This is a genomic window from Aequorivita flava, assembly GCF_038742595.1.
GTDB classification, from domain to species: domain Bacteria; phylum Bacteroidota; class Bacteroidia; order Flavobacteriales; family Flavobacteriaceae; genus Aequorivita; species Aequorivita marisscotiae.
This window is the reverse complement of record NZ_JBANCF010000002.1, coordinates 18,721-42,694: the sequence shown is the minus strand read 5'-3', so window position 1 is coordinate 42,694 and position 23,974 is coordinate 18,721. Positions and strand designations below refer to the sequence as shown.

Genomic DNA, 23,974 nt, shown 5'->3' with positions numbered 1-23,974 from the left:
ATGTCAACAAACGCACAGGTCCACGCAGTAGAAGATCACCACGACGATCACGGGCATCATAGTGAACAAACCTTTGTAACTAAATATATTTTTAGTACAGATCATAAAATGATCTCAAAGCAATACATGATCACCGGTATATTTATGGGTGTTATCGGTATTTTGATGTCTTTATTTTTTAGATTGCAATTGGCATGGCCAGACCATACTTTTACTCTTTATGAAATATTCTTAGGCAAATGGGGTACAGACGGTGTAATGGATCCGAGTGTATACCTAGCATTGGTTACCATTCACGGAACCATCATGGTTTTCTTTGTTTTAACCGCAGGACTAAGTGGAACGTTTAGTAACCTGTTAATACCCTTACAGATTGGCGCGCGAGACATGGCCTCAGGATTCCTAAATATGGTTTCGTATTGGTTGTTTTTCCTATCTAGTTTTATAATGCTGTGCTCCCTTTTTGTTGAAGCTGGACCAGCTTCTTCCGGATGGACTATTTATCCGCCCCTTAGTGCCTTGCCGCAAGCTATTCCAGGTTCGGGTACAGGGATGACGCTATGGTTAATTTCAATTGCAATTTTTATTGCATCATCATTACTTGGATCACTAAACTTTATTGTAACTGTAATAAACTTACGAACCAAAGGAATGTCTATGACGAGACTTCCGCTTACAGTTTGGGCATTTTTTATAACAGCCATGATTGGGTTGGTTTCGTTTCCAGTTTTGTTTTCAGCGGCCTTAATGTTAATTATGGATAGAAGCTTCGGTACTTCGTTCTTCTTATCAGATATTTATATTGCAGGTGAAGTATTGCACCATCAAGGTGGATCTCCGGTTTTGTTTGAGCATCTCTTTTGGTTCTTAGGACACCCGGAAGTTTATATCGTAATTCTGCCCGCAATGGGAATTGTTTCTGAAATTATGGCAACTAACTCGCGAAAACCAATTTTTGGTTATCGTGCAATGGTTGCTTCCCTTTTGGCAATTGCATTTTTATCAACCATTGTTTGGGGGCACCATATGTTTATTTCGGGAATGAATCCGTTCTTGGGGTCTGTATTTACCTTTACAACGCTGTTAATTGCAATTCCTTCAGCGGTAAAATCGTTTAACTGGATCACAACCCTATGGCGAGGTAAGCTGCAAATGAACGTAGCTATGCTTTGGTGTATAGCGTTCGTTTCAACCTTTATTACGGGTGGTCTTACAGGAATTATCATGGGCGATAGTGCCTTAGATATTAATATTCACGATACATATTTCATCGTGGCTCACTTTCACCTTGTAATGGGTATTTCTGCTGCCTATGGATTTTTGGCCGGTGTGTATCATTGGTTCCCAAAAATGTTTGAAGGCAGAATGATGAACAAAAAACTGGGCTATATTCACTTTTGGGTAACCTCAATTGGAGCATATGGAATTTTCTTCCCTATGCATTTTGTAGGATTGGCTGGACTTCCACGTAGATACTACAATAACACGAGCTTCCCTTATTTTGATGATTTGGCTGATATAAATGTGGTTATGACCATTTTTGCCATTATCACTATTGCAGTACAGGTAGTATTTCTTTATAACTTTATTCACTCCATGTTCTACGGAAAAATGGCGGGAAAAAACCCTTGGAATGCAACAACTTTGGAATGGACTACAGAATTAAAGCACATTCACGGAAACTGGGATGGTCCTATTCCACACGTTTATCGTTGGGCTTATGACTACAGCAAATTAAATAAGGATGAAACCGATTTTGTAATACCTGGTCAGGATTTCATTCCGCAGAACGTACCGCTTCAAGATAATGAAGATGAATTGGATCATTAAGTAATTCAATATAAAGTATTTAGCAAGCGCCCTTTTTTTGAAAAAAAAAGGGCGCTTATTATTCTACGTAAAGAATTCGTACTTCTACGTAGTATATTTTTAAAAGTTTTGCCTTATCTTTACCATATTGAGTTAATAATATGTAGGAAGTGAGGAATCTACTATTTATTTCAAGAGCCATACTGAAAAGTATGGCTCTCTTTTTTTATAGCGCATCTAAAGGATTGTTATATTTGTGATATGAATGAACATCTCAATCCCTCTGGAGAAGACCTCACCCCACAGGAGCTGGATATTGAAAAAAAACTGCGGCCTTTAAGTTTTAGCGACTTTACGGGGCAGGATCAGGCCTTAGAAAATCTTCAAATATTTGTTCAAGCGGCAAATTTACGAAGCGAAGCTTTGGATCATACACTTTTTCACGGTCCACCAGGTTTGGGAAAAACGACCCTTGCCTATATTTTAGCTAATGAACTGGACGTAAATATAAGAGTAACTTCTGGCCCAGTTTTAGACAAACCTGGAGATCTTGCCGGATTGCTAACAAATTTAGACGAGCGCGATGTGCTTTTTATAGATGAAATACACAGACTAAGCCCCATTGTTGAAGAATATCTTTATTCTGCGATGGAAGATTATAAAATCGATATAATGATTGAATCGGGACCCAATGCCCGTTCGGTTCAAATTAACTTAAATCCCTTTACCCTTATTGGGGCTACCACACGCTCTGGATTATTAACTGCGCCAATGCGTGCGCGATTTGGTATTTCGTCTAGATTGCAATATTACACGACCGATTTATTAACCACAATATTACAGCGCAGCGCAGGCATTTTGCACGTTCCCATAACTATGGAAGCCGCTATAGAAATAGCGGGTAGAAGTCGAGGAACTCCCAGAATTGCAAATGCATTATTACGTAGAATTCGCGATTTTGCACAAATAAAAGGCAATGGAAAAATTGATGTTGAAATAGCTAAATTTGGTTTAGATGCCCTCCACGTAGATGCGCACGGCTTAGATGAAATGGACAATAAAATCCTATCCACTATAATCGAAAAATTTAAAGGGGGTCCTGTGGGCATCACCACTATTGCAACGGCCGTTTCCGAAAGTCCCGAAACAATTGAAGAGGTGTATGAGCCATTTTTAATTCAGCAGGGTTTTATAATGCGTACTCCCCGCGGCCGTGAAGTTACCGAAGCCGCCTATAAACACCTTGGTAAAATAAAAGGTTCTACGCAGGGCGGACTCTTTTAAACATTGTAGGTACATAGCCAAATTAATGCTTCGTAACTTCATAAAGTGAAGAATACCTCAAAAAATACAAGCCTAATTAAAACCGAAGCCAAACGTCTCGGTTTTCTCTCCTGTGGAATAAGCAAAGCTGAATTTCTAGAAGAAGAAGCGCCACGATTGGAAAACTGGCTCAATAATAATATGAATGGCGAAATGAGTTATATGGAAAATCATTTCGACAAAAGACTGGATCCTACCATTTTAGTTCCAGGCTCAAAAAGTGTTATTTCGTTACTGCTAAATTACTATCCTTCCCAAAGGCAGCCATCAGATACCTATAAAATCTCTAAATACGCCTATGGCACCGATTATCACTTTATCATAAAAGATAAGTTGAAGCAATTAATGCAATTTATTTCCGAAGAAATAGGTGAAGTACACGGACGTGCCTTTGTAGATTCAGCTCCGGTTTTAGACAAAGCTTGGGCTGCAAAAAGTGGGTTGGGCTGGATAGGAAAACACAGTCTTATGTTAACTAAGAATGTGGGTTCCTTTTTCTTCGTGGCCGAACTCATTGTAGATATGGAGTTGGAATACGACACTCCCGTAACCGACCACTGCGGTACATGCACCGCTTGTATTGACGCTTGCCCAACCCAAGCCATCGTTTCAGATAAGGTTGTTGATGGCAGCAAATGTATTTCGTACTATACAATAGAACTTAAAAATGAAATCCCCACTTCGGTAAAAGGTAAGTTTGAAGATTGGATATTTGGCTGCGATATTTGTCAAGATGTGTGCCCTTGGAATCGTTTTAGCAAACCCCACAACCAGCCGCTTTTTAATCCACATCCCGAAATGCTTTCTATGACTAAAAAGGATTGGGAAGAAATAACCGAAGAGGTTTTTCAGAAAATATTTAAGAAAAGCGCAGTAAAAAGAACCAAATTTTCCGGACTTACACGCAATATAAACTTCGTGAAAGATTAGCCGTTTAAATTTCTACTTTGCCAATAACCTTTTATCTTTGTTGGTTGCGTTATTTTATTTTTTATAGAACAAGCGCATCGGTTGTGGCAAAATAAGCCATAGCTGTAACGGCAAAATTATCCCTAAAATATGAGCAAACAGAGCAAACGAAGAGAAGCCCTTTTATATCACGCAAAACCAAGACCGGGAAAAATAGAGGTGGTACCCACCAAAAGTTATTCTACCCAACGCGATCTTAGCTTGGCCTATTCACCAGGTGTTGCAGAACCCTGTCTGGAAATTGAAAAAAATGTAGATAATGTATATAAATACACCAATAAGGGTAATTTAGTTGCAGTAATATCTAATGGAACTGCTGTTTTAGGTTTGGGTAATATTGGTCCCGAAGCTTCAAAACCGGTTATGGAAGGGAAGGGCTTGCTCTTTAAAATTTTTGCAGACATTGATGTTTTTGATATTGAAATTGATACCGAGAACATAGATGCTTTTATTGCAACGGTAAAAAATATAGCCCCAACTTTTGGAGGCATAAATTTAGAAGATATAAAAGCGCCGGAAGCTTTTGAAATTGAAAAAAGGCTCAAAGAAGAACTCAATATTCCGGTAATGCATGACGATCAGCATGGTACGGCTATTATTTCGGCCGCAGCGCTGTTAAATGCTTTGGAAATATCCGGAAAAAATATTGAAGATGTTAAAATTGTAATCAGCGGGGCGGGGGCGGCAGCCGTATCGTGTACTAGACTATACAAATCTTTTGGAGCGAAAGACGAAAATATAGTAATGCTAGATAGTAAAGGTGTAATACGCAAAGACCGTGAAAATCTCTCTGAAGAAAAGGCCGAGTTTGCTTCGCATCGAAAAATCGATACTTTGGAAGAAGCCATGGTCGATGCCGACGTTTTTGTTGGACTTTCGGTGAAAGATATTGTTACCCCACAAATGCTTTTGAACATGGCCTCCAATCCTATTGTCTTTGCAATGGCCAATCCCGATCCAGAAATTGAATACGATTTGGCCATTAAAACGCGCAAGGATATTATTATGGCAACCGGCCGTAGCGATCATCCCAACCAAGTAAACAATGTACTTGGTTTTCCGTTTATATTTCGCGGAGCGTTAGATGTTAGAGCCACCAAAATTAATGAAGCCATGAAAATGGCAGCTGTAAAAGCACTTGCCCATCTGGCAAAAGAACCCGTGCCCGAACAAGTTAATATTGCCTACGGCGAAACAAAATTAGCTTTTGGAAGAGATTATATTATCCCAAAACCATTTGACCCACGGTTAATAGCTGCCGTTCCGCCTGCAGTTGCAAAAGCAGCGATGGAAAGCGGTGTAGCCACTTCGGCCATTACGGATTGGGAAAAATACCAGGACGCGCTTTACGAACGCATGGGTAGCGACAACAAAATAATTAGATTGTTATTAAACCGTGCCAGATTAGCGCCCAAACGTATTGTTTTTGCCGAAGCCGATCATTTAGACGTTTTAAAGGCAGCGCAGATAGTGTTTGAAGAAGGCATAGGGATTCCTGTTTTATTAGGAAGAAAAGAAATTATTCTTGAACTAATGGAGCAAATTGATTTTGAAGCAGACTTAGAAATTATTGATCCTAAAAATGATGAAAATGCCGATAAACTTCAACACTATGCTCAAAAACTGTGGGAAAAAAGAAGAAGAAGCGGTATTTCGCTTTACACTGCCCAAAAGTTAATGACCGAACGAAATTATTTTGCCGGAATGATGCTTAGCGAAGGCGATGTGGACTGTATGATTTCGGGCTATGCACGTTCGTATCCATCGGTGGTAGTGCCGGTTTTTGAAACAGTAGGAAGATTTGAAGGCGTTACTAAAGTTGCAACTACTAATGTGATGCTAACCAAACGTGGGCCGTTGTTCATTTCAGATACTTCCATAAATATTGATCCTACTGCAAAAGAACTTGCAAAAATTGCCCAGATGACCAATTATACAATGAAAATGTTTGGGTTAGATCCGGTAATTGCCATGATTTCTTACGCAAACTTTGGATCTTCAAAAGATCCGCACGCCACAAAAGTACGCGAGGCTGTTGATTTGCTTCATAAGAGCAATCCAGATATGGTTGTAGATGGCGAGCTGCAAACAGATTTTGCACTAAATGCAGAACTGCTTCAGAAAAAATTTCCATTTTCAAAATTGGCAGGCAAAAAAGTAAACGCATTAATATTTCCAAATTTAGATTCGGCAAATAGCAACTATAAATTATTAAAAGAGCTTAACGGTGTAGAATCTATTGGCCCAATAATGTTAGGAATGCGCAAACCTGTGCATATATTACAATTAGGTGCAAGTGTAGAGGAAATTGTAAATATGAGTGCGGTAGCGGTAGTAGATGCCCAGCAGAAGGAAAAGCGCGCAAGGGAGCAGGCAAAAGCATAGTTTTTACGGCAATATTTTCCCAAAAACCTCAATGGCAGTTGCAAATAATTATACTATATTTGAACCTTTAAGTTTTCGTTAACACATGATAACCCATATACAGGGAAGACTGGTTGAAAAAAACCCTACCGATGTAGTTATAGATTGCAATGGAGTAGGGTACGCTATCAATATTTCGCTGCACACATTTTCCGAACTCCCCTCTAGTGAAAATGTAAAATTATATACCCATCTAATCGTTCGGGAAGATGCCCATATTTTGTATGGTTTTACCAGTGTTACAGAACGTGAAATATTTAGATTGTTAATTAGTGTGTCGGGGGTTGGAGCCAGTACTGCCAGAACAATGCTGTCTTCGTTAACGCCAGAGCAAGTGCTGGACGCAATTGCTCAAAACGATTTACCAACTATACAATCGGTAAAAGGAATAGGAGCTAAAACCGCCCAACGTGTAGTTTTAGACCTAAAAGATAAGATTTTAAAAGTGTATGGTTTGTCATCAATTTCTGTTGGAGCAAGCAATACTAATAAAAATGAAGCGTTATCTGCTTTGGAGACGCTGGGTTTTGTTCGCAAACAGTCTGAAAAAGTAGTGGATGGAATTGTGAAAAAAAATCCGCTGGCTTCAGTAGAAATGATCATTAAACAAGCTTTAAAAAATTTGTAAAATTTGAAGGCAAAAAATTACGTTTACAAGGGTGGCTTTTTTAAGCTGTTAGCAATAGTAAGTTTTATATTTGTTGGCAATGTTTCGTTGGCACAAGATTCCACAGCTGTTGGCAACGAAATGGGGCGATTGGATCTTCCGAATCCTACGAGCATTCAGAATCTGTATACCTACGACCCTATAACAGATAGATATATTTATTCACAAACTTTGGGTAGTTTTAAAATTACCTATCCCATTATTCTTACGCCAGAGGAATATCAGCGCCTTATACAAGAGGAGCAGATGAAGGCGTATTTTAAAGAAAAAATTGACGCTGCCGATGGAAGGAAAGAAGGAGCGGAAGAACAACAAAAAAATCTATTGCCCACCTTTTACGTGAATTCAGACTTTTTTGAGTCTATTTTTGGCGGAAATTCTATTGAAGTAATTCCACAGGGATCTGTAGAAATGGATCTTGGTTTGCTGTATACAAAGCAGGATAACCCACAATATTCGCCTAGAAACCGAAGTAATTTTTCGTTTGATTTTGACCAGAGAATAAGTTTAAGTCTTTTGGCAAAAGTAGGAACCAGACTCCAAGTAAATGCAAACTACGACACGGAAAGCACCTTCGATTTTCAAAATCAAATAAAGTTAGAATACACACCAACCGAAGACGATATAATTCAAAAAATTGAAGTGGGTAACGTTAGTATGCCGCTCAATAGCTCGCTAATTCAAGGTGCGCAAAGCCTTTTTGGTGTTAAAACGCAGCTTCAGTTTGGTAATACAACCATTACAGGGGTTTTCTCAGAGCAAAAATCCGAAACCCGTACAGTTACGGCTGAGGGGGGTGCAACCATCACAGATTACGAGTTGTTTGCCTTAGATTATGACGATAACCGTCACTTCTTTTTAGGGCATTATTTTAGAGATAACTATAACCGTGCTTTGAAGCAATATCCGTTCATAAATAGTAATGTGCAAATTACAAGAATGGAGGTTTGGATCACCAACCGTACCAGTCGTACTGATAATGTTCGCAATATAGTGGCGTTGCAAGATATTGGTGAATCAGACCCAACAAATATTGGTTTAGACGTTCCTCCTGGTGGTTTTATACGAGCTAGTAGAAATGCATACCCAGATAATAACAACAACCTTTTCAATCCTTTCGGAATAAATGGTGGCCCCCCATCGTTGTTAAACCCATTAATCCGAGATGTTGCACGAGTACGCGACGGTTTTACGGGAGTTCAGGTAAATGAAGGAATAGACTATGTGACCCTCGAAAGTGCCAGAAGGTTAGATCAAGGGGAATATACATTAAATTCGCAATTGGGGTATATTTCGTTAAATCAACGGTTATCTAACGATGAAGTGTTGGCGGTTTCCTATCAATTTACCGTAAACGGAAAGGTGTATCAGGTAGGTGAGTTTTCGAATGACGGGGTAGAAGCCAATGGTGGTATTCAGCCTGGAGGAAACGGTGGAGGTACAGGTAACCCGCCAGAACAAGAAACTGGACTTGCACAAAACTTAGTGGTAAAACTGTTAAAGAGTAGTATCACGAATGTAAATGAACCAATCTGGGATTTAATGATGAAAAACATCTATCCCATTGGTGGCTACCAACTAGAAAAGGAAGACTTCAAACTTAATATTCTTTATACCGACCCTTCCCCGTTAAATTATTTAACCGAAGCTGGCGCAGAACTGCCGCCAGACGTTAAAGACGAAATTCTTTTAAAAGTATTTAATCTCGATAGGTTAAACTTTAATAATGACCCACAACAAGGTGGCGATGGGTTCTTTGACTTTTTACCTGGCATAACCGTCGACGCACAAAATGGACGAATTATCTTTACAACCGTAGAGCCATTTGGAAAACACTTGTTTGATGAATTGAGCTTGCCTTCTGCACCAGCTAACTATTCAATGCCCGAAACATATAATCCAAACCAGGCAAAGTATGTATTTAGAACGCTTTATACGGGAACAAAAACACAAGCAGAGCAGGAGGAAAGTGAAAAAAATAAATTTCAATTAAAAGGAAGTTATAAATCTACGGGAGCAGATGGAATTCCTATTGGCGCTTTTAATATTCCACAGGGCTCGGTAACTGTTACGGCAGGTGGAAGAACGTTGGTTGAAGGGGTAGATTACACCGTAAACTATCAATTGGGAAGGGTTCAAATTTTAGATCCTGCCTTATTAAATAGTAACATACCAATTTCTGTAAGTACCGAAAACAATTCGTTATTTGGGCAACAGAGCAAGCGTTTTACCGGATTGAATGTAGAGCATAAATTCAGCGATAAATTTTTAATTGGCGCTACTTACCTAAATCTTAATGAACGCCCGCTAACGCAAAAATCTTCTTATGGAGTTGAGCCTATTAATAACACTATTTTTGGAATGAATCTCAATTATTCAACCGAAGTGCCGTTTTTAACGCGTTTGGTGAATAAACTTCCAAATATAGATACTGATGTGGAATCTAATATTTCACTACGGGGCGAATTTGCCTATCTAAAACCTGGAGCTCCAAAAGTTTCGGATTTTGATGGAAAAACAACCGTTTATGTAGATGATTTTGAAGCGTCGCAAACAGGCAACGATATTAGTTCGCCTTCAAGTTGGTTCTTGGCAAGCACACCTTTAGACTATGGAGGTGAATTGGAAAATGATAATCTTCGGTATAATTACAAACGAGCCAAATTGGCTTGGTACACAATAGACCCAATTTTTTATAGTAGTCAGCGCCCCGAAGGAATTAATGATGAAGAACTTTCCTCGCCATTTACACGTCGGGTTTTTAGAGATGAAATCTTCCCGAATCAAGATATTATTCAAGGGCAAACACAAGCTTTATTTACCTTAGATTTGGCGTATTACCCTTCGCAACGTGGGGAATATAATTTTAATCCTGAGGCTGCCGGCACCAATATTCTTCCAAACCCCGAGGATAATTTCGGTGGAATTATGAGGCCACTTACCACTACAGATTTTGAACAATCTAATGTAGAATATATTCAATTCTGGGTAATGGATCCTTTTATTTACGAGGAAACGAGTGGTAATCAAGGTGGAAATATTAATTTTAACTTAGGTAGTATTTCTGAAGATATCTTAAAAGATGGTAGAAAACAATACGAAAATGGCTTGCCAGCAGATGGTGGAACAGCCAATACCACTTCAACCGCTTGGGGTAAAGTTCCTTTAAACCAATCACTGGTTTATACCTTCGATACACAAGGCCAAGAACGAATAAATCAAGATATAGGTTTAGATGGTTTAAATAATGCGCAAGAAATTGCAGAGTTTGGCGGTGAGTTTGGTGATGATCCTTCAAATGACGATTATCAATATTTTCTACAAGCCGAGGGAAGTATTTTAGATCGTTATTTAAAATACAACGGAACCGAAGGCAACTCTCCAGTAGAAGTTACAAATACAAATCGCGGAAGCACTGCACAACCCGATGTAGAAGATATTAATCGAGACAATACCATGAACACGATTAATAGCTATTTTGAATACAACGTACCTGTTTATCCTGGAATGAACAGAGATAATAACCGATATATTTCTGACGTAAAGGAATTGGAGGTTACTACACAAAATAATAACGTAATTCCAGTACGTTGGGTTCAGTTTAAAGTACCAATTAGCAAGCCAGACCAAGCTAAAGGAGGTATCTCTGATTATAGATCTATTCGGTTTATGCGAATGTTCCTTTCACAGTTTTCAGAAAACACCGTTTTGCGTTTTGGAACCATGGAACTGGTGCGAGGCGATTATAGAAAATTCCAAAAAACTTTAGACGAGGTAACTTTTGAAGATCCCGCAAACGACGATACGCTGTTTGAGGTGGAAGCTGTAAGTATTGAGGAAAACGAAAATAGAGAGCCAATTCCTTACAGACTGCCTCCAGGACTTGAACGCGAGGAATTAAACAATAATAACAATATTATTCGCGAAAACGAACAATCACTTTCGTTGCGGGTATGCGGGTTGGAACCTAATGATGGGCGAGCTGTTTATAAAAACTTTAATGTAGATATGCGCCAGTACAAAAATCTGGAAATGTTTATACACGCCGAATCTTTACAAAATGAAACCGCGCTAAGTGATGGGCAATTGGTGGCATTCATGCGGTTGGGGAATGACCTTACAAACAACTATTATGAAGTTCAAATTCCATTAAATCCGACTAATTTTGGGGCGAGAAGCGCCGAAGAAATTTGGCCAGTAGCAAATAGATTAAATCTTCCCCTGGCATTATTACAGGAGGTTAAAACTCGAACTCCATTAAACTCTACCGATGTTGTGTATTATACCCAATCGGAACTCGAGGGAGATCTGCCCGGTGGCGAAAATGAACTTACCATTGGAATTAAGGGTAATCCAAGTTTTGGAAACGTCCGTACCATCATGATTGGGGTACGAAACAGTACAAACAACGATTTATGTGGTGAAGTTTGGTTTAACGAACTTAGAATGTCTGAGCTTAAAAACGAGGGCGGATGGGCTGCGGTAGTTAGTATGGACGCTAACCTTGCCGATTTTGCTACCATTAGTGCCACAGGAAAAAGAAGTACCGTTGGCTTTGGTTCTATTGAACAAGGGCCGAACCAACGTAGCCGCGAGGATCTGCAACAGTACGATGTGGTTACCAATGTAAACCTTGGGCAATTATTACCAAAGAAATGGGGTATTCAACTGCCATTTAATTATGGTCGTTCGGAAGAATTAATTACCCCGCAATACGATCCGGAATTCCAGGATATCGAGCTCGATACCCGACTGGATAATACAGAAGATGAAGCCGAAAGAGATAGAATTAAAGAACAGGCCGTAGATTATACCAAGCGTCAGAGCGTAAACTTTATTGGGGTGCGAAAAGAGCGTACTGGTGAGGGCAAGCCCAAAGTTTATGATGTAGAAAACCTAACGGGCTCTTTCTCATACAATCAAACAGATCATCACGATTTTGAAGTGGAAGATGCTTTAGAGCAGAGCGTGCGCGCAGGTGCAACGTATAACTATAATTTTACGGCAAAGCCGGTGGAGCCATTTAAAAAGAACGACTCTCTATTTACAGGGAAGTATTGGCAGTTTTTAAAAGATTTCAACTTTAATTACTTACCGACAAATATTTCGGTTAGCTCTAATATTACGCGCCAATATAACGAACAAAAATTTAGAGAAATAAACTTACTTCCCGGAAATAAAGGATTGCCTGTTTTATATCAGCGCAATTATCTTTTTGACTGGCAATACACCATCAACCATAACTTGAGCAAATCGTTGCGTCTTAATTTTACGTCGTCTAACAATATGGTTGTCAATAATTATTTAGACGAAAATGGCGACGTTAATAATGAAATTGGCGTTTGGGATGGCTTCTTTGATGTAGGAGATCCGAACCAACATTTTCAGTCGCTTCAACTAAATTACGATTTGCCGTTTAGTAAATTTCCTTTCTTAAAATTCCTTCGAGCTACGTATTCTTATACTGGTGATTATCAGTGGGAGCGCGGTAGTATGCAATTCAACGAAATTGAAATTGAGCTAAGCGATGGTAGCAAAAATGTTTATAATCTGGGGAACTCTATCCAGAACGCAAGTACACATCAAATTAATTCTAGTTTAGATATGAACGGTTTTTATCGTTACATAGGGCTTACTAAAATTAGAAAAAGTAAGTCTAGAAGTGGCGGTGAAGAAAGAGGCGGTGCTAGCGGAGGTTCTGAAAGAGAGGGCAAAGCGAGCAGAGAAAGTAAGCTGGAGGCCGAGCAAAATAATACCCTGGCCGGCGGAAAATCGCGTGTGCCAAGTGTTTTAAGTGGTGGTGCAAATTCTGGCGGAGGATTAAATGCGGGAGATAAAGCCATTAATACCGCTATTGGTTTAGCAACAATGCTTAAGAAAGTACAATTTAATTATCAAGAAAATAACGGTATTTACTTGCCGGGTTACCTTCCATCAATTGGTTTTATTGGTACATTAAAGCCTACTGCAGGTTTTGTTTTGGGAAGCCAAGCCGAGGTAAGAGAGTTGGCCGCCCGCAAAGGTTGGTTAACTTTGTATCCCGAATTTAACGAACAATATACAGAAGTTGAAAGCCGACAAATGGATATCCAAGCTAATCTGGAGCCCATTAAAGATTTAACTATTGATGTAAATGGAAGCCGAATTTATTCTGAAAATTACTCTGAAAATTATATTGTTCAGAACGATCTCTACCAATCGTTAACGCCTAATACATTTGGTAATTTTAATATTTCGACCTTATTAATTAAAACGGCCTTTGGTTCAAGCGATGAAACAGGTTCGGCTGCTTTTGATGATTTCAGAAGTAATAGATTACTAGTTGCAAACAGGCTGGCAGAAGAGCATTATCAAGGCCGCGCAATACCGCGCGATTCGCTGGGCTTTCCTGTAGGTTTTGGTCGGAACAGTCAAGATGTTTTACTGCCTGCATTTCTGGCGGCGTATAAAGGCAGCGATGCTTCAAAAGAAAAAACCGGAATTTTTAGAGACATACCCCTTCCAAACTGGGATATAAAATATACCGGCTTAATGAACCTGCCTTGGTTTAAGAAAAACTTTAAACGTTTTTCACTAACGCACGGTTATCGCGCTGCATATACCGTAAACCAATTCCAGTCTAATTTAGATTACGATCCAAATACGCCTGAGGAGATAGATCAATCTGGTAATTTTAAGGTGAAAACATTATTGACCAATGTGAATTTAACCGAACAATTTTCACCATTATTGCGAATGGATTTTGAGATGAACAATTCGGTTAAAATACTTGCCGAAATGCGAAAAGATAGAGCCTTGTCAATGAGTTTCGCAAACAATCTACTTACAGAAATAAAAGGAAACGAATACATAATCGGGTTGGGCTATCGAATAAAAGATCTTAGGATTTCAACCAATTTTGGCGGGAAAAAGTCGGTTATTACTAGCGACTTAAACTTTAAGGTAGATCTTTCTAGACGCGATAACATAACTATCATTAGGTATTTAGATATTGAAAATAACCAAACCACAGCGGGTCAAACCATCTACGGGGCGCAACTTTCTATAGATTATGCGCTTAGCAAAAACCTAACCGCGTTGTTCTACTACGATCATACCTTCTCTGAATACGCTATTTCAACGGCCTTTCCACAAACAACCATTAGAAGTGGATTTACCTTGCGATATAACTTTGGAAACTAAGAAATAAACACTTATATATTATTATTATGAATATACCATCTAATTTAAAGTACACAAAAGATCACGAATGGCTTAAGATTGAAGGCGATGTTGCTACCATCGGAATTACAGATTTTGCACAGAGCGAACTTGGCGATATTGTATATGTAGAAGTTGAAACCGTTGGTGATACTATGGATAGAGAAGAAGTTTTTGGCACGGTAGAGGCGGTAAAAACAGTTTCGGATTTATTTCTGCCACTTACGGGCGAGATTATTGAATTTAATGAAAACCTAGAATCTGAACCCGAAAAGGTAAACACCGATGCCTATGGAGAAGGTTGGATGATTAAGCTAAAAATCGCAAACCCAGACGAGATTGACCAATTACTTGACGATGCCGCTTATAAAGAGCTTATTGGCGGTTAAAACCTTATTGTTTATTGCACTATTATACAGTATTGTAATAACCAGTTTGTTTTTTCTTTCGAGTCAAGATTTACCGAAAACCCAGATTTCCGAAGCCGATAAATTAGTTCATATAGTCATTCATTTTATTTTAGTGAACCTTTGGCTATTGTACTTTTTTGTAAAGAATAAATTTCAATTTAAAAAGAATTGGATTTTAATAGTAGTACTTTCGGTATTATTTTATGGCATAATAATTGAGATATTTCAAGAGCTGTTTACAGACTCTCGCAGTGCAGATATCCTAGATGTAGCCGCAAATTTAACAGGCGCCATTCTCGGAATCTTTTTTTTCAAAAACCTAAAACATAAATTAAAACCTAAATATTTTAATTAAGTTTTAAATTGAATGATAATTTCTATATTTTAGCATCACGATAAACCCACTATTATGGAACCTAAAAAAAATCCGAAAGCAGACGTAAGCCGAAAAAGCATGTTGTTTTTTCAGCTTGGAATGGTCTTAATGCTTTTTCTTGCATGGCAAGCTATTGAATGGAAAACTTACGACAAATCTGATATCGATTTCGGAAAAGTTGACGTAGGTGACGAACTTTTAGAAGAAGTTCCAATTACACAACAATTAACTCCACCACCACCACCGCCACCACCACCACCGGCGCCAGAGGTTATTGACGTTATTGAAGACGAAGAAGACGTTGAAGAAACTATAATAGAATCTACCGAAACCAATCAAGAAGAGAAAATTGTAGAGGTTAAGGAAATTAAGGAAGAAGTGGTAGAAGAAGAAATTGCCGATGTGCCATTTGCAGTAATTGAAAATGTGCCAGTTTATCCTGGTTGCGAAGGCGAAAAAACAAATGACGCGAAGAAAAAATGTATGTCGTCAAAAATAAGCGCCTTTATTAATAAAAAGTTTAACTCTAATCTTGCATCAGATTTAGGATTGGAAGGTAGACAGCGTATAGCCGTTCAGTTTAAAATTGATAAAAGCGGTAAAGTTGTAGATGTTCGTGCTCGAGCGCCTCACCCAAGACTTGAAAAAGAAGCGACAGATGTGGTAAATTCACTTCCGGATATGACGCCAGGAAAACAAAGAGGAAAACCAGTTGGTGTTCTTTATTCGCTTCCGATAGTGTTCGATATTCAATAAAATTGTAAATAAAATTTTTTTAAAAGCTCCGTCTTTATCAGTAAAGACGGAGCTTTTCGTGTTTTGGCACAACAGTTGTTGATTGTAAAGTAAGAAACCATTAAAATACTTCAATATGAAAACAACTGTAAAAAATACCCAAAGTAAAAGAGAAGATAAAAAGCGTGTAAATATTGCATGGAACTCACGATTGTTTTTTCAGATTGGAGTTATCGTTAGTTTGTTGGCCGTCTTCTTTATCGTTCAAACTGACTTTGAAATAAGTAATCCTACAATTAGTGTAAATACGTCAAAAGGAATAGAGGAACCTTATACCATTGCCTATGAATTGGAAATTGAAAAACCAACAATAGCAGCTCCTAAAAAAGATATAGTTAAAAAACCAACCCCTGTTAAAAGAGCGGTAAAAAGTCCAGTTTTTGATGTAAAACCTAATTCGGCTTCCGTTATTGAAACTCCAATTGCAAATACCGATGGCCCCGTAGTTGAAACCCCAATAACCACAAAACCAGCACTTGAAACACCTACGACTAACGAAGGCACAAAAACAGTAATGAATGTTGAATTTGTACCTGTGTTTCCAGGTTGCGAATCGCTACCCACAAACAATGAAAAAATTGAGTGTATGTCTTCAAAGATAAACGCCTTTATCAATAAAAATTTCCGAAAGGAATATTTAGAAAACCTAAATCCCAACGAAACATATAGAATTTATGTAAATTTTAAAATAGATTCTAACGGTTTTATTTCAGAAGTAGTGGCAAATTCGCATAACGCCAATCTTAAAAAAGAAGCGCAACGAGTAGTTAATAACCTGCCAAAAATGAAACCTGGAAAGCAAGGCGATAAAAATGTAGCAGTTATGTACACCGTGCCAATTGTATTTGAGATTCAATAAACTTAAACGTAATTTTCATACAAAGCTCTCTGTAAAAAGGGGGCTTTTTTTGATTTCTGTCGTTATAAAAAAACTGTATCTTTCGGCCTCAAAGTAAATAGTTCCCGATGAAGCAGATTCTCTTACTTCTAGTTTTTTGTTTTTCAATAGTTTCTTTTGCTCAAATTTCGACAGCGCAGTATGAAAAGTATCCTGTTTTTCCAGAATGTGAAACAGTTTCGGAAGCACTGCTGGAAAACTGTTTTACCAATACCCTGCAACAATTTATTTTTGAAAATTTTGAAGTTCCCGAAATTGTGTTTACAAAAAATTATAAAGGCGCTGTAAATGTGCTTTTTGAAGTTACCAAAGATGGAAAATTCAAAGTACTTTATACCGATGCAATCTATGAAGAATTAAGAGCCGAAACGCTCCGTGTTTTTAATTCGCTTCCCACGGTTATTCCGGCAACCCATAACGGAAGGCCTACATATATTCAATTTACGTTGCCAATTGCCATTCCCTTGGTTGCTCCGGGCGACAGTATTATTCAAACTCCGACGGTGGCTATTAACGAGAAAGATGGACTAACAACCGAATACGATGCCCTTGTTAACCTTCCCTATTTAAATGAAGAATATAATAGCAATATCAACATTCCGTTGTCGCACCATAATTATAGCGTATTTGATCCCGCATTAAACAGGGTTGGATTAAACAATCACACTGCGCAAAAACCATATATTTATTCCGAAGTAAATAAATATTATGATTTTCAGGCGGCGAATGCAGAAATAGCAAAAAGCGGAACTTCGTGGTTTAGCCGAAAATTATGGAACGAACATTTTGTTACCATAAAAGGAAAAGATTATTGGATTACACTAGACCCGGGTGTAGACCTGCAACTGGGTAAGGATTTAGATGCAGATATTAACACTTACAACAATACAAGACTGGTTTACCTTCAAGGAGGGCTGGGCGATAAAATTGGCTTTTTTGGAGTTGTTTATGAAAGTCAAGGGCGTTTTGCAGATTATTTTAACCGCTATGCAGAATCCATTCGCCCCGATGGCGGTAATCCTGCAATAATTCCCGGACGGGGTATTGCGAAGGAATTCAAAACAGATTCCTACGACTATCCAATGACTACGGGTTACCTATCTTACACACCATCAAAATATTTTAATTTGCAGCTTGGTCACGGAAAAACATTTTTGGGCGATGGGTACCGATCGTTGTTAATGAGCGACAATGCAACTTCGTATCCATATTTTAAATTAAACACCACCTTCTGGAAATTAAAATATACCAATACTTGGATGTCTCTCCGCGATGTACGTCCGGAAGTTACAGCAGATGGTTCGTTTAGAACAAAATATGTTGCAAACCATTATTTAAGCTACAACATTACCAAAAAATTGAATGTGGGTTTTTTTGAATCTGTTGTTTGGGAGAACGACAATAATCGCGGCTTTGATATGAATTATTTAAACCCGATTATATTTTACCAAGCCATTCAATTTTCAACGGGTTCGCGTGGTGGCAACGCATTAATTGGGCTTGCTTCAAAATATAAAGTGAACGATCGGGTCAACATTTATGGACAATTAATTATAGATGAATTTTCTAAAAGTGATGTTTTTGGCGGACAAGGAAGTTATAAAAACAAAACGGGCATTCAACTCGGTGTAAAGTATTACGATGCTTTTGGAATAAAGAATCTCTACCTGCAATCTGAGTACAATCGTGTACGGCCGTATACGTATTCGCACAATACCGTTGTGCTAAATTACGGGCACAACAATCAGGCGTTGGCACATACTTTGGGCGCTAATTTTTCAGAATTTATAGGAATTGCCCGTTACCAAAGAGGAAGGCTCTATGGCGATGCCAAAGTTATTGTCGCAAAGCGCGGCTTTGAGTTTAATACGCCTGAAGATTCCTTTTTTTACGGCGGAAATATTTACGGCACCGAAGATGACCGTATTTCGGACAATGGCAACGAATTGGCCCAAGGAAACACAACCAATTTCTTCCATGCCGAACTACAGGCAGGCTACATTATTAATACTGCCACTAATTTGAAGATCTACGGAAATTTTATATTTAGAAGTTTTGATCCCACGTTAAATACCCAAAGCGTTTTTAAAAATGAAACTACCTGGCTAAATTTTGGAATACGAACAGATTTATTTAACTGGTATTACGATTTTTAGAAGTAACTAATCCTTTTGTTTTTCTTCTCTATCCTTCATCATTTTATCGTATTTTTCTCTTGCGGCTTTGTTGGTTTCTTCAATTTGATCAATTGATGCGCGCTTCTTTTCAACTTCACTATAAAGCATTTTCACAAAAGCTTCGGTACTAATAAAACCTTCGCCATATCCTTGGTCGTCATACATTTTAGTAATGTCGGGCATATTTAAAACTTCGGCTTCGGTTTTTCTGTTTACATAAGCGGTTGCAACACGGTTATAAAGCGTTTGGAGCATAATAATCGTGTCTTTCAAATCTTTAAAGGTTCCTAAATTTCCGTGGCCAGGTATTATTTTTGTATCCTCATTTATAATTTTGGTTGCCATTTCCAGCGCAGCGATATAGCCTTTAACACTTCCTCCGTTCTCTGTGTCTATAAAAGGATATTTTCCATTAAAAAAAACATCTCCGGTGTGTAAAATGTTACTGTCGGTAAAATACACCATGGCATCGCCATCGGTGTGTGCATTGTGCACATGGAACACGTAAATTTTTTCTCCGTTAAAGTGAAAGGTAAGGTCATCGTTAAAAGTAACCACAGGTAGGGCCACTTCCGATATTTTTGTGCTTTCTCTTTTAAGCATTTTTTGCAAGCGATCCCGTACGTTCGATTGCGAAAAAATAACCGTTCCAGTTTCAGCTAGTGCGGCGTTACCGCCCGTATGATCTCCGTGAAAATGTGTGTTTACCAGAAACCGGATGGGTTCTTTACTTATTTTTTTAATATCCTTTTGAATTTCTTCGATATCTTCCGCATATTGGTCGTCTATCATAAAAATGCCATCATTACCAAAGCTTAGCCCAATATTACCGCCTTTGCCTTGCAACATGTATATTTTACTGGTTATTTTTAAAAGTTTTGTGTTGTTTTTCTCGCCGGTATCGCTTTGTGAATACACGGTTAGCACCGAAAATAAAAGGAAGGTATTTAGAAATATTTTTGAGATCATATTTTTTAAATTTTAAATATTGGTTGAAATTACTAAAATTGCCGAAATAATGGCACAAGATTGTTTAAAATATATTGTAAAGAAAATACAGGAAGCGTATCTTTGCACCGCCTAAAAATAAGAACTTGTCTGTTTCTAATTCAAAGTCGATACCCAACCAATCCCTCATTGGTACTTTCACCGAAATTACCAAATTTCGGCTTTCCGTAAGTGTCGTTTTTTCTTCGGTGGCTGGATATTTATTGGGTGCAGATTCCATTGATTTTTTCGTGTTATTTTTATTATGCGTTGGTGGCTATTGCATGGTGGGGGCTTCTAATGTTTACAATCAAATAATTGAAAGAGATTTAGACGCATTAATGGACCGTACCAAAAACAGACCCTTGCCGGCCGGGCAAATGACTGTTCGTTCGGCATTTATATTGGCTATTGTTTTAACCGTACTCGGTATTGCGGTATTGTACTCTATTAATCCAATAACGGCAATGTTTGGCGCCATATCTATTTTTATGTATGTAAGCCTTTATACTCCTTTAAAAACTAAAACTCCGCTTTCGGTTTTTGTAGGAGCTTTTCCGGGAGCCATTCCATTTATGTTGGGGTGGGTTGCGGTAACTGGTGAATTTGGGATTGAACCTGGAACTTTGTTTATGATTCAATTTTTTTGGCAATTCCCGCACTTTTGGGCAATAGGGTGGTTTTTATATGACGACTATAAAAAAGCGGGATTTTTTATGCTTCCAAATGGAAAACGCGATAAGGGAACAGCCATACAAGTAATTTTATATACAATCTGGACAGTATTAATTTCTTTGATTCCGGTATTAGGAATTACGGGAAAACTATATTTAACGCCCCTTTCGGCAAGTTTAATAGGTGTGTTGGGCGTTGGATTACTGTATTATGCAATTAGATTGTATAAAGAAAAAACTTCGGTAGCTGCTAAGCAGCTCATGCTTGCAAGTGTAAGTTATATTACATTGTTGCAAATAATTTATGTGGTCGATAAATTTTTAAGATAACCGAAACAATATTGGCTTCGGAAAATATATAAGAAATAAATAGGATGGATTTAACACAAGGTAGTCAAGAACTAAAAATAAACAGAGCAAAAAAAAATATGCTCTGGTTTGGCATTATAAGCTTAACAATGAGTTTTGCTGGCCTAACAAGTGCATACGTAGTAAGTAAAGAACGCCCAGATTGGGTTGCATCTTTTGAAATACCTCCGGCCTTTTACATAAGCCTTGTGTTTATAATTGTTAGTAGTATTACAGTACATTTTGCACTTAGGGCGATAAAAAAGGAGAAAAGCGCGCGTGGTATGGTTTTATTGATTACCACTTTTGTTTTAGGACTTTTATTTGTAATTTTTCAATTTGTTGGCTTTGCGGAAATAATTAGAGAAGGTTATAATTTTACGGGGCCTACCAGTAGTATCACCACATCATTTATTTATTTGGTGGTGCTATTGCACGTTGCACACGTTTTTGCGGGGTTGATAACCCTTTTAATTGTAATTTATAATCATTATAAACAAAAATATAAAAACGGTAAAACCCTTGGCGTTGAACTGGCTGCAACTTTTTGGCATTTTATAGATATAGTATGGATTTACCTCTTTTTATTTTTATATTTCGTTAAATAAAAATTAAACGTATTTTTGAACCTTTATTTAAAACCAAACACTTTTTATGGAAGCTACTGTTGTTAAAACAGGTACCGAAGGAAAAACCTGGGGCGGCGGAAACGAACCCTTGAAAGCCAGTTATGGCAAAATGATGATGTGGTTTTTCATCGTTTCCGATTCATTGACGTTCGCAGGATTTTTATCTTCCTACGGAATGTCCCGTTTCAAATTTATAGACGCTTGGCCAATTGCCGATGAAGTCTTTACCCACTTTCCATTTCTACATGGGGTAGAAGCGCCCATGTATTACGTGGCATTTATGACCTTTATTCTTATCTTTTCTTCCGTAACAATGGTATTGGCGGTAGATGCTGGTCATAAAATGCAGCAAAAGAAAGTTATTTTCTATCTATTTTTAACCATTATCGGAGGTTTAATCTTCCTTGGCTCGCAAGCGTGGGAGTGGAATACATTTATTAAAGGCGATTATGGTGCCGTGGAAACTCACGGAGGGCAGATTATTCAATTTTTAGATAAAGATGGAGATCGTGTAGCACTAGCAGATTTTGCGGCGGTTGATAATGGAGCACGTGTTGAGCAGACCAAACAACTTGGGGTTTGGTATCAGCAAGAGTCAGAATACTTACCCACCGTTTCTTTTGAACAAGTAAAAGAAGGATTTTTAGCCAACGACAATCTTTTAATTAGGCTTCCGTACAAAGATGAGCACGGAAAGCATATAGTTTTAGGTAGAGAAGAGTCTATTACTAAGCTAGTAAACGATGGTAATCTGGTTGTGGAAGGGGCAAACCTTCGCCATAACGAATATGGACATCCCTTATTTGCAGATTTTTTCTTCTTTATAACAGGATTCCACGGATTTCACGTTTCCATTGGGGTATTACTTAATATTATTGTATTTTTTAATGTAATTATAGGTACATACGAGCGCCGCGGCCATTATGAAATGGTAGAAAAAGTAGGTCTCTACTGGCACTTTGTAGATTTGGTTTGGGTATTTGTATTTACATTCTTTTATCTTGTATAGATTTTCAATATTTAAAAAATGGCACACGAACAAGCACATAAACTAGCAATATTTAGAGGCAATCTAAAATTTAAATCCAACGTTAGCAAAATCTGGGGGGTATTTGTTGTACTTTCAATTATCACGATTATTGAAGTTGCTTTGGGTATTCTAAGACCCGATTTTTTGGTTACTCATAAATTTTTATCGCTAAACTTACTCAACTGGATCTTTATCCTACTTACTATTTGTAAAGCGTATTATATTACTTGGGACTTTATGCACATGCGCGACGAAACCGTTGGCTTGCGAAGAGCGGCAGTATGGACAGGCGTATTTTTAATTGCCTATATGGTGCTACTTATACTTATTGAAGGCGATTATATTTATGAAGTATATAAAAACGGATTTATAAAATTCAACTTCTAAGTAGAAAAATTAAGTTATAAAAGTGGCCCTCTTTGCGAGGGCTTTTTTTATGGTTTATGATAATTATTGCTCTCAAATTTGCTGCCTCTTCGTAATAAATAAGCAAATACTAAATGCTATTAGTAAGTTTGGAGGTACTTATATGATGTTAAAATACCAGTCTAATATTTTTTCCCGTGATGGGAAATTTATACATTTGCTGTATGAGGATAATCGCTTTGGGTACATTGCGGCAATTTTGGTTAAAACATCCAGATTCAAAGGAGCAGTTAGTAGTTTGGTATAAAAATTTCTCAAAATCAAGCTATCTTAACCCAAACCAAATAAGAGAAGTTTATAGAAGTGCCGATAATGTGGGCAACGGAAGAATAGTATTTAATATTTGCCGAAATGAATATCGGTTAATTGTAAAATTTAATTATAAGTTTCAATTTGGATATATTCGATTTATTGGAACCCATAAAGAGTATGATAAAATAACAGATATAAAAAACATTTGACATGGAAATTAAGATCATAAAAACAAAAACAGATTATAAAAACGCTTTGCTACGGGTCGATGCGCTCTTTGATGCTGAAGAGAATACTCCAGAAGGTGATGAGCTGGAGCTGTTGGTTACTTTAATCGAAAAGTATGAAGCCAAGGAATTTCCTATGCCAGAACCGCACCCAATTGAGGCCATTAAATTTATGATGGAACAACAGGGAATTAATGATAAAGAATTGGGAGTGATCATTAAAAGTAGGAGCCGGGTATCTGAGATACTAAATTTAAAAAGACCCCTCAGCCTTGGGATGATAAAAAAAATCCACGAACATTTAAAAATACCTGCCGATATTTTAATTAGGGATTATGAGCTATCGGTTTAAT

The 23,974-nt window shown here is 37.9% G+C and carries 18 protein-coding genes; 17 read left to right on the top strand and 1 reads right to left on the bottom strand.

Features of this window, described 5'->3' with window-relative positions; all coding sequences use genetic code 11:
* The 11 genes from VZD24_RS02630 to remB all read left to right on the top strand — a co-directional run bounded on the left by VZD24_RS02630 (position 1) and on the right by remB (position 19,027).
* Positions 1 to 1,830, top strand: a complete 1,830-nt coding sequence (locus tag VZD24_RS02630) for a cytochrome c oxidase subunit I (protein ID WP_279449926.1) — start codon at positions 1 to 3, stop codon at positions 1,828 to 1,830.
* 240 nt (positions 1,831 to 2,070) lie between these two features.
* Entirely contained in the window at positions 2,071 to 3,093 is a 1,023-nt protein-coding gene (gene ruvB, locus VZD24_RS02625) for a Holliday junction branch migration DNA helicase RuvB (protein ID WP_342686933.1), read from the top strand.
* A 45-nt stretch (positions 3,094 to 3,138) separates the two neighbouring features.
* Positions 3,139 to 4,062 carry a tRNA epoxyqueuosine(34) reductase QueG gene (gene queG / locus VZD24_RS02620; protein ID WP_342686934.1) on the top strand — a complete coding sequence of 308 codons (924 nt, stop codon included), beginning with the start codon at positions 3,139 to 3,141 and terminating at the stop codon, positions 4,060 to 4,062.
* Positions 4,063 to 4,191: 129 nt separating this feature from the next.
* Positions 4,192 to 6,486, top strand: coding sequence for an NADP-dependent malic enzyme (locus tag VZD24_RS02615; RefSeq protein ID WP_342686935.1), 2,295 nt, complete (start codon positions 4,192 to 4,194; stop codon positions 6,484 to 6,486).
* An 85-nt stretch (positions 6,487 to 6,571) separates the two neighbouring features.
* The gene (gene ruvA / locus VZD24_RS02610; RefSeq protein WP_342686936.1) at positions 6,572 to 7,153 is read left to right on the top strand and encodes a Holliday junction branch migration protein RuvA; all 582 of its coding nucleotides are present in this window, start codon (positions 6,572 to 6,574) and stop codon (positions 7,151 to 7,153) included.
* Between the two features lie 3 nt (positions 7,154 to 7,156).
* The gene (gene sov / locus VZD24_RS02605) at positions 7,157 to 14,374 is read left to right on the top strand and encodes a T9SS outer membrane translocon Sov/SprA (protein WP_373693809.1); all 7,218 of its coding nucleotides are present in this window, start codon (positions 7,157 to 7,159) and stop codon (positions 14,372 to 14,374) included.
* Between the two features lie 26 nt (positions 14,375 to 14,400).
* The gene (gene gcvH / locus VZD24_RS02600; RefSeq protein WP_279449931.1) at positions 14,401 to 14,781 is read left to right on the top strand and encodes a glycine cleavage system protein GcvH; all 381 of its coding nucleotides are present in this window, start codon (positions 14,401 to 14,403) and stop codon (positions 14,779 to 14,781) included.
* Entirely contained in the window at positions 14,771 to 15,157 is a 387-nt protein-coding gene (locus VZD24_RS02595) for a VanZ family protein (protein ID WP_342688761.1), read from the top strand. The genes gcvH and VZD24_RS02595 overlap by 11 nt, the downstream gene beginning before the upstream one ends.
* A gap of 54 nt (positions 15,158 to 15,211) precedes the next feature.
* Positions 15,212 to 15,934 carry an energy transducer TonB gene (locus VZD24_RS02590; RefSeq protein ID WP_279449933.1) on the top strand — a complete coding sequence of 241 codons (723 nt, stop codon included), beginning with the start codon at positions 15,212 to 15,214 and terminating at the stop codon, positions 15,932 to 15,934.
* A 115-nt stretch (positions 15,935 to 16,049) separates the two neighbouring features.
* Positions 16,050 to 16,832: an energy transducer TonB gene (locus VZD24_RS02585; RefSeq protein WP_342686938.1), complete on the top strand. Its 783-nt coding sequence runs from the start codon at positions 16,050 to 16,052 to the stop codon at positions 16,830 to 16,832.
* A gap of 107 nt (positions 16,833 to 16,939) precedes the next feature.
* On the top strand, positions 16,940 to 19,027 hold the full coding sequence (gene remB / locus VZD24_RS02580; RefSeq protein ID WP_342686939.1) for a gliding motility outer membrane protein RemB: 2,088 nt from the start codon (positions 16,940 to 16,942) through the stop codon (positions 19,025 to 19,027).
* 6 nt (positions 19,028 to 19,033) lie between these two features.
* Here remB and VZD24_RS02575 read toward each other — a convergent pair whose 3' ends face one another.
* Positions 19,034 to 20,017 (bottom strand): MBL fold metallo-hydrolase, encoded by a 984-nt coding sequence (locus tag VZD24_RS02575; protein WP_342686940.1) that lies wholly within the window; start codon positions 20,015 to 20,017, stop codon positions 19,034 to 19,036.
* A gap of 125 nt (positions 20,018 to 20,142) precedes the next feature.
* On the opposite strand from VZD24_RS02575, the gene cyoE reads away from it, so the two are divergent.
* The 6 genes from cyoE to VZD24_RS02545 all read left to right on the top strand — a co-directional run bounded on the left by cyoE (position 20,143) and on the right by VZD24_RS02545 (position 23,973).
* Positions 20,143 to 21,039, top strand: coding sequence for a heme o synthase (gene cyoE / locus VZD24_RS02570; RefSeq protein ID WP_342686941.1), 897 nt, complete (start codon positions 20,143 to 20,145; stop codon positions 21,037 to 21,039).
* 44 nt (positions 21,040 to 21,083) lie between these two features.
* Entirely contained in the window at positions 21,084 to 21,665 is a 582-nt protein-coding gene (locus VZD24_RS02565) for a cytochrome c oxidase subunit 3 (protein ID WP_342686942.1), read from the top strand.
* A 46-nt stretch (positions 21,666 to 21,711) separates the two neighbouring features.
* A complete protein-coding gene (locus VZD24_RS02560) occupies positions 21,712 to 22,695 on the top strand; it encodes a cytochrome c oxidase subunit 3 (RefSeq protein ID WP_279449939.1) in 984 nt (327 codons plus the stop codon).
* Between the two features lie 18 nt (positions 22,696 to 22,713).
* Entirely contained in the window at positions 22,714 to 23,103 is a 390-nt protein-coding gene (locus tag VZD24_RS02555; protein ID WP_279449940.1) for a cytochrome C oxidase subunit IV family protein, read from the top strand.
* A gap of 203 nt (positions 23,104 to 23,306) precedes the next feature.
* The gene (locus VZD24_RS02550) at positions 23,307 to 23,603 is read left to right on the top strand and encodes a type II toxin-antitoxin system HigB family toxin (RefSeq protein ID WP_342686943.1); all 297 of its coding nucleotides are present in this window, start codon (positions 23,307 to 23,309) and stop codon (positions 23,601 to 23,603) included.
* 1 nt (position 23,604) lies between these two features.
* Positions 23,605 to 23,973 (top strand): helix-turn-helix domain-containing protein, encoded by a 369-nt coding sequence (locus VZD24_RS02545; RefSeq protein ID WP_342686944.1) that lies wholly within the window; start codon positions 23,605 to 23,607, stop codon positions 23,971 to 23,973.
* The last annotated feature ends 1 nt before the right edge of the window (position 23,974 follow it).

Coding starts and splice junctions, on each gene's coding strand:
- VZD24_RS02630 (WP_279449926.1), top strand. CDS start 1: ATGTCAACAAACGCACAGGTCCACGCAGTAGAAGATCACCACGACGAT.
- ruvB (WP_342686933.1), top strand. CDS start 2,071: ATGAATGAACATCTCAATCCCTCTGGAGAAGACCTCACCCCACAGGAG.
- VZD24_RS02615 (WP_342686935.1), top strand. CDS start 4,192: ATGAGCAAACAGAGCAAACGAAGAGAAGCCCTTTTATATCACGCAAAA.
- ruvA (WP_342686936.1), top strand. CDS start 6,572: ATGATAACCCATATACAGGGAAGACTGGTTGAAAAAAACCCTACCGAT.
- gcvH (WP_279449931.1), top strand. CDS start 14,401: ATGAATATACCATCTAATTTAAAGTACACAAAAGATCACGAATGGCTT.
- VZD24_RS02590 (WP_279449933.1), top strand. CDS start 15,212: ATGGAACCTAAAAAAAATCCGAAAGCAGACGTAAGCCGAAAAAGCATG.
- VZD24_RS02585 (WP_342686938.1), top strand. CDS start 16,050: ATGAAAACAACTGTAAAAAATACCCAAAGTAAAAGAGAAGATAAAAAG.
- remB (WP_342686939.1), top strand. CDS start 16,940: ATGAAGCAGATTCTCTTACTTCTAGTTTTTTGTTTTTCAATAGTTTCT.
- VZD24_RS02575 (WP_342686940.1), bottom strand. CDS start 20,017: ATGATCTCAAAAATATTTCTAAATACCTTCCTTTTATTTTCGGTGCTA.
- VZD24_RS02565 (WP_342686942.1), top strand. CDS start 21,084: ATGGATTTAACACAAGGTAGTCAAGAACTAAAAATAAACAGAGCAAAA.
- VZD24_RS02560 (WP_279449939.1), top strand. CDS start 21,712: ATGGAAGCTACTGTTGTTAAAACAGGTACCGAAGGAAAAACCTGGGGC.
- VZD24_RS02555 (WP_279449940.1), top strand. CDS start 22,714: ATGGCACACGAACAAGCACATAAACTAGCAATATTTAGAGGCAATCTA.
- VZD24_RS02550 (WP_342686943.1), top strand. CDS start 23,307: ATGAGGATAATCGCTTTGGGTACATTGCGGCAATTTTGGTTAAAACAT.
- VZD24_RS02545 (WP_342686944.1), top strand. CDS start 23,605: ATGGAAATTAAGATCATAAAAACAAAAACAGATTATAAAAACGCTTTG.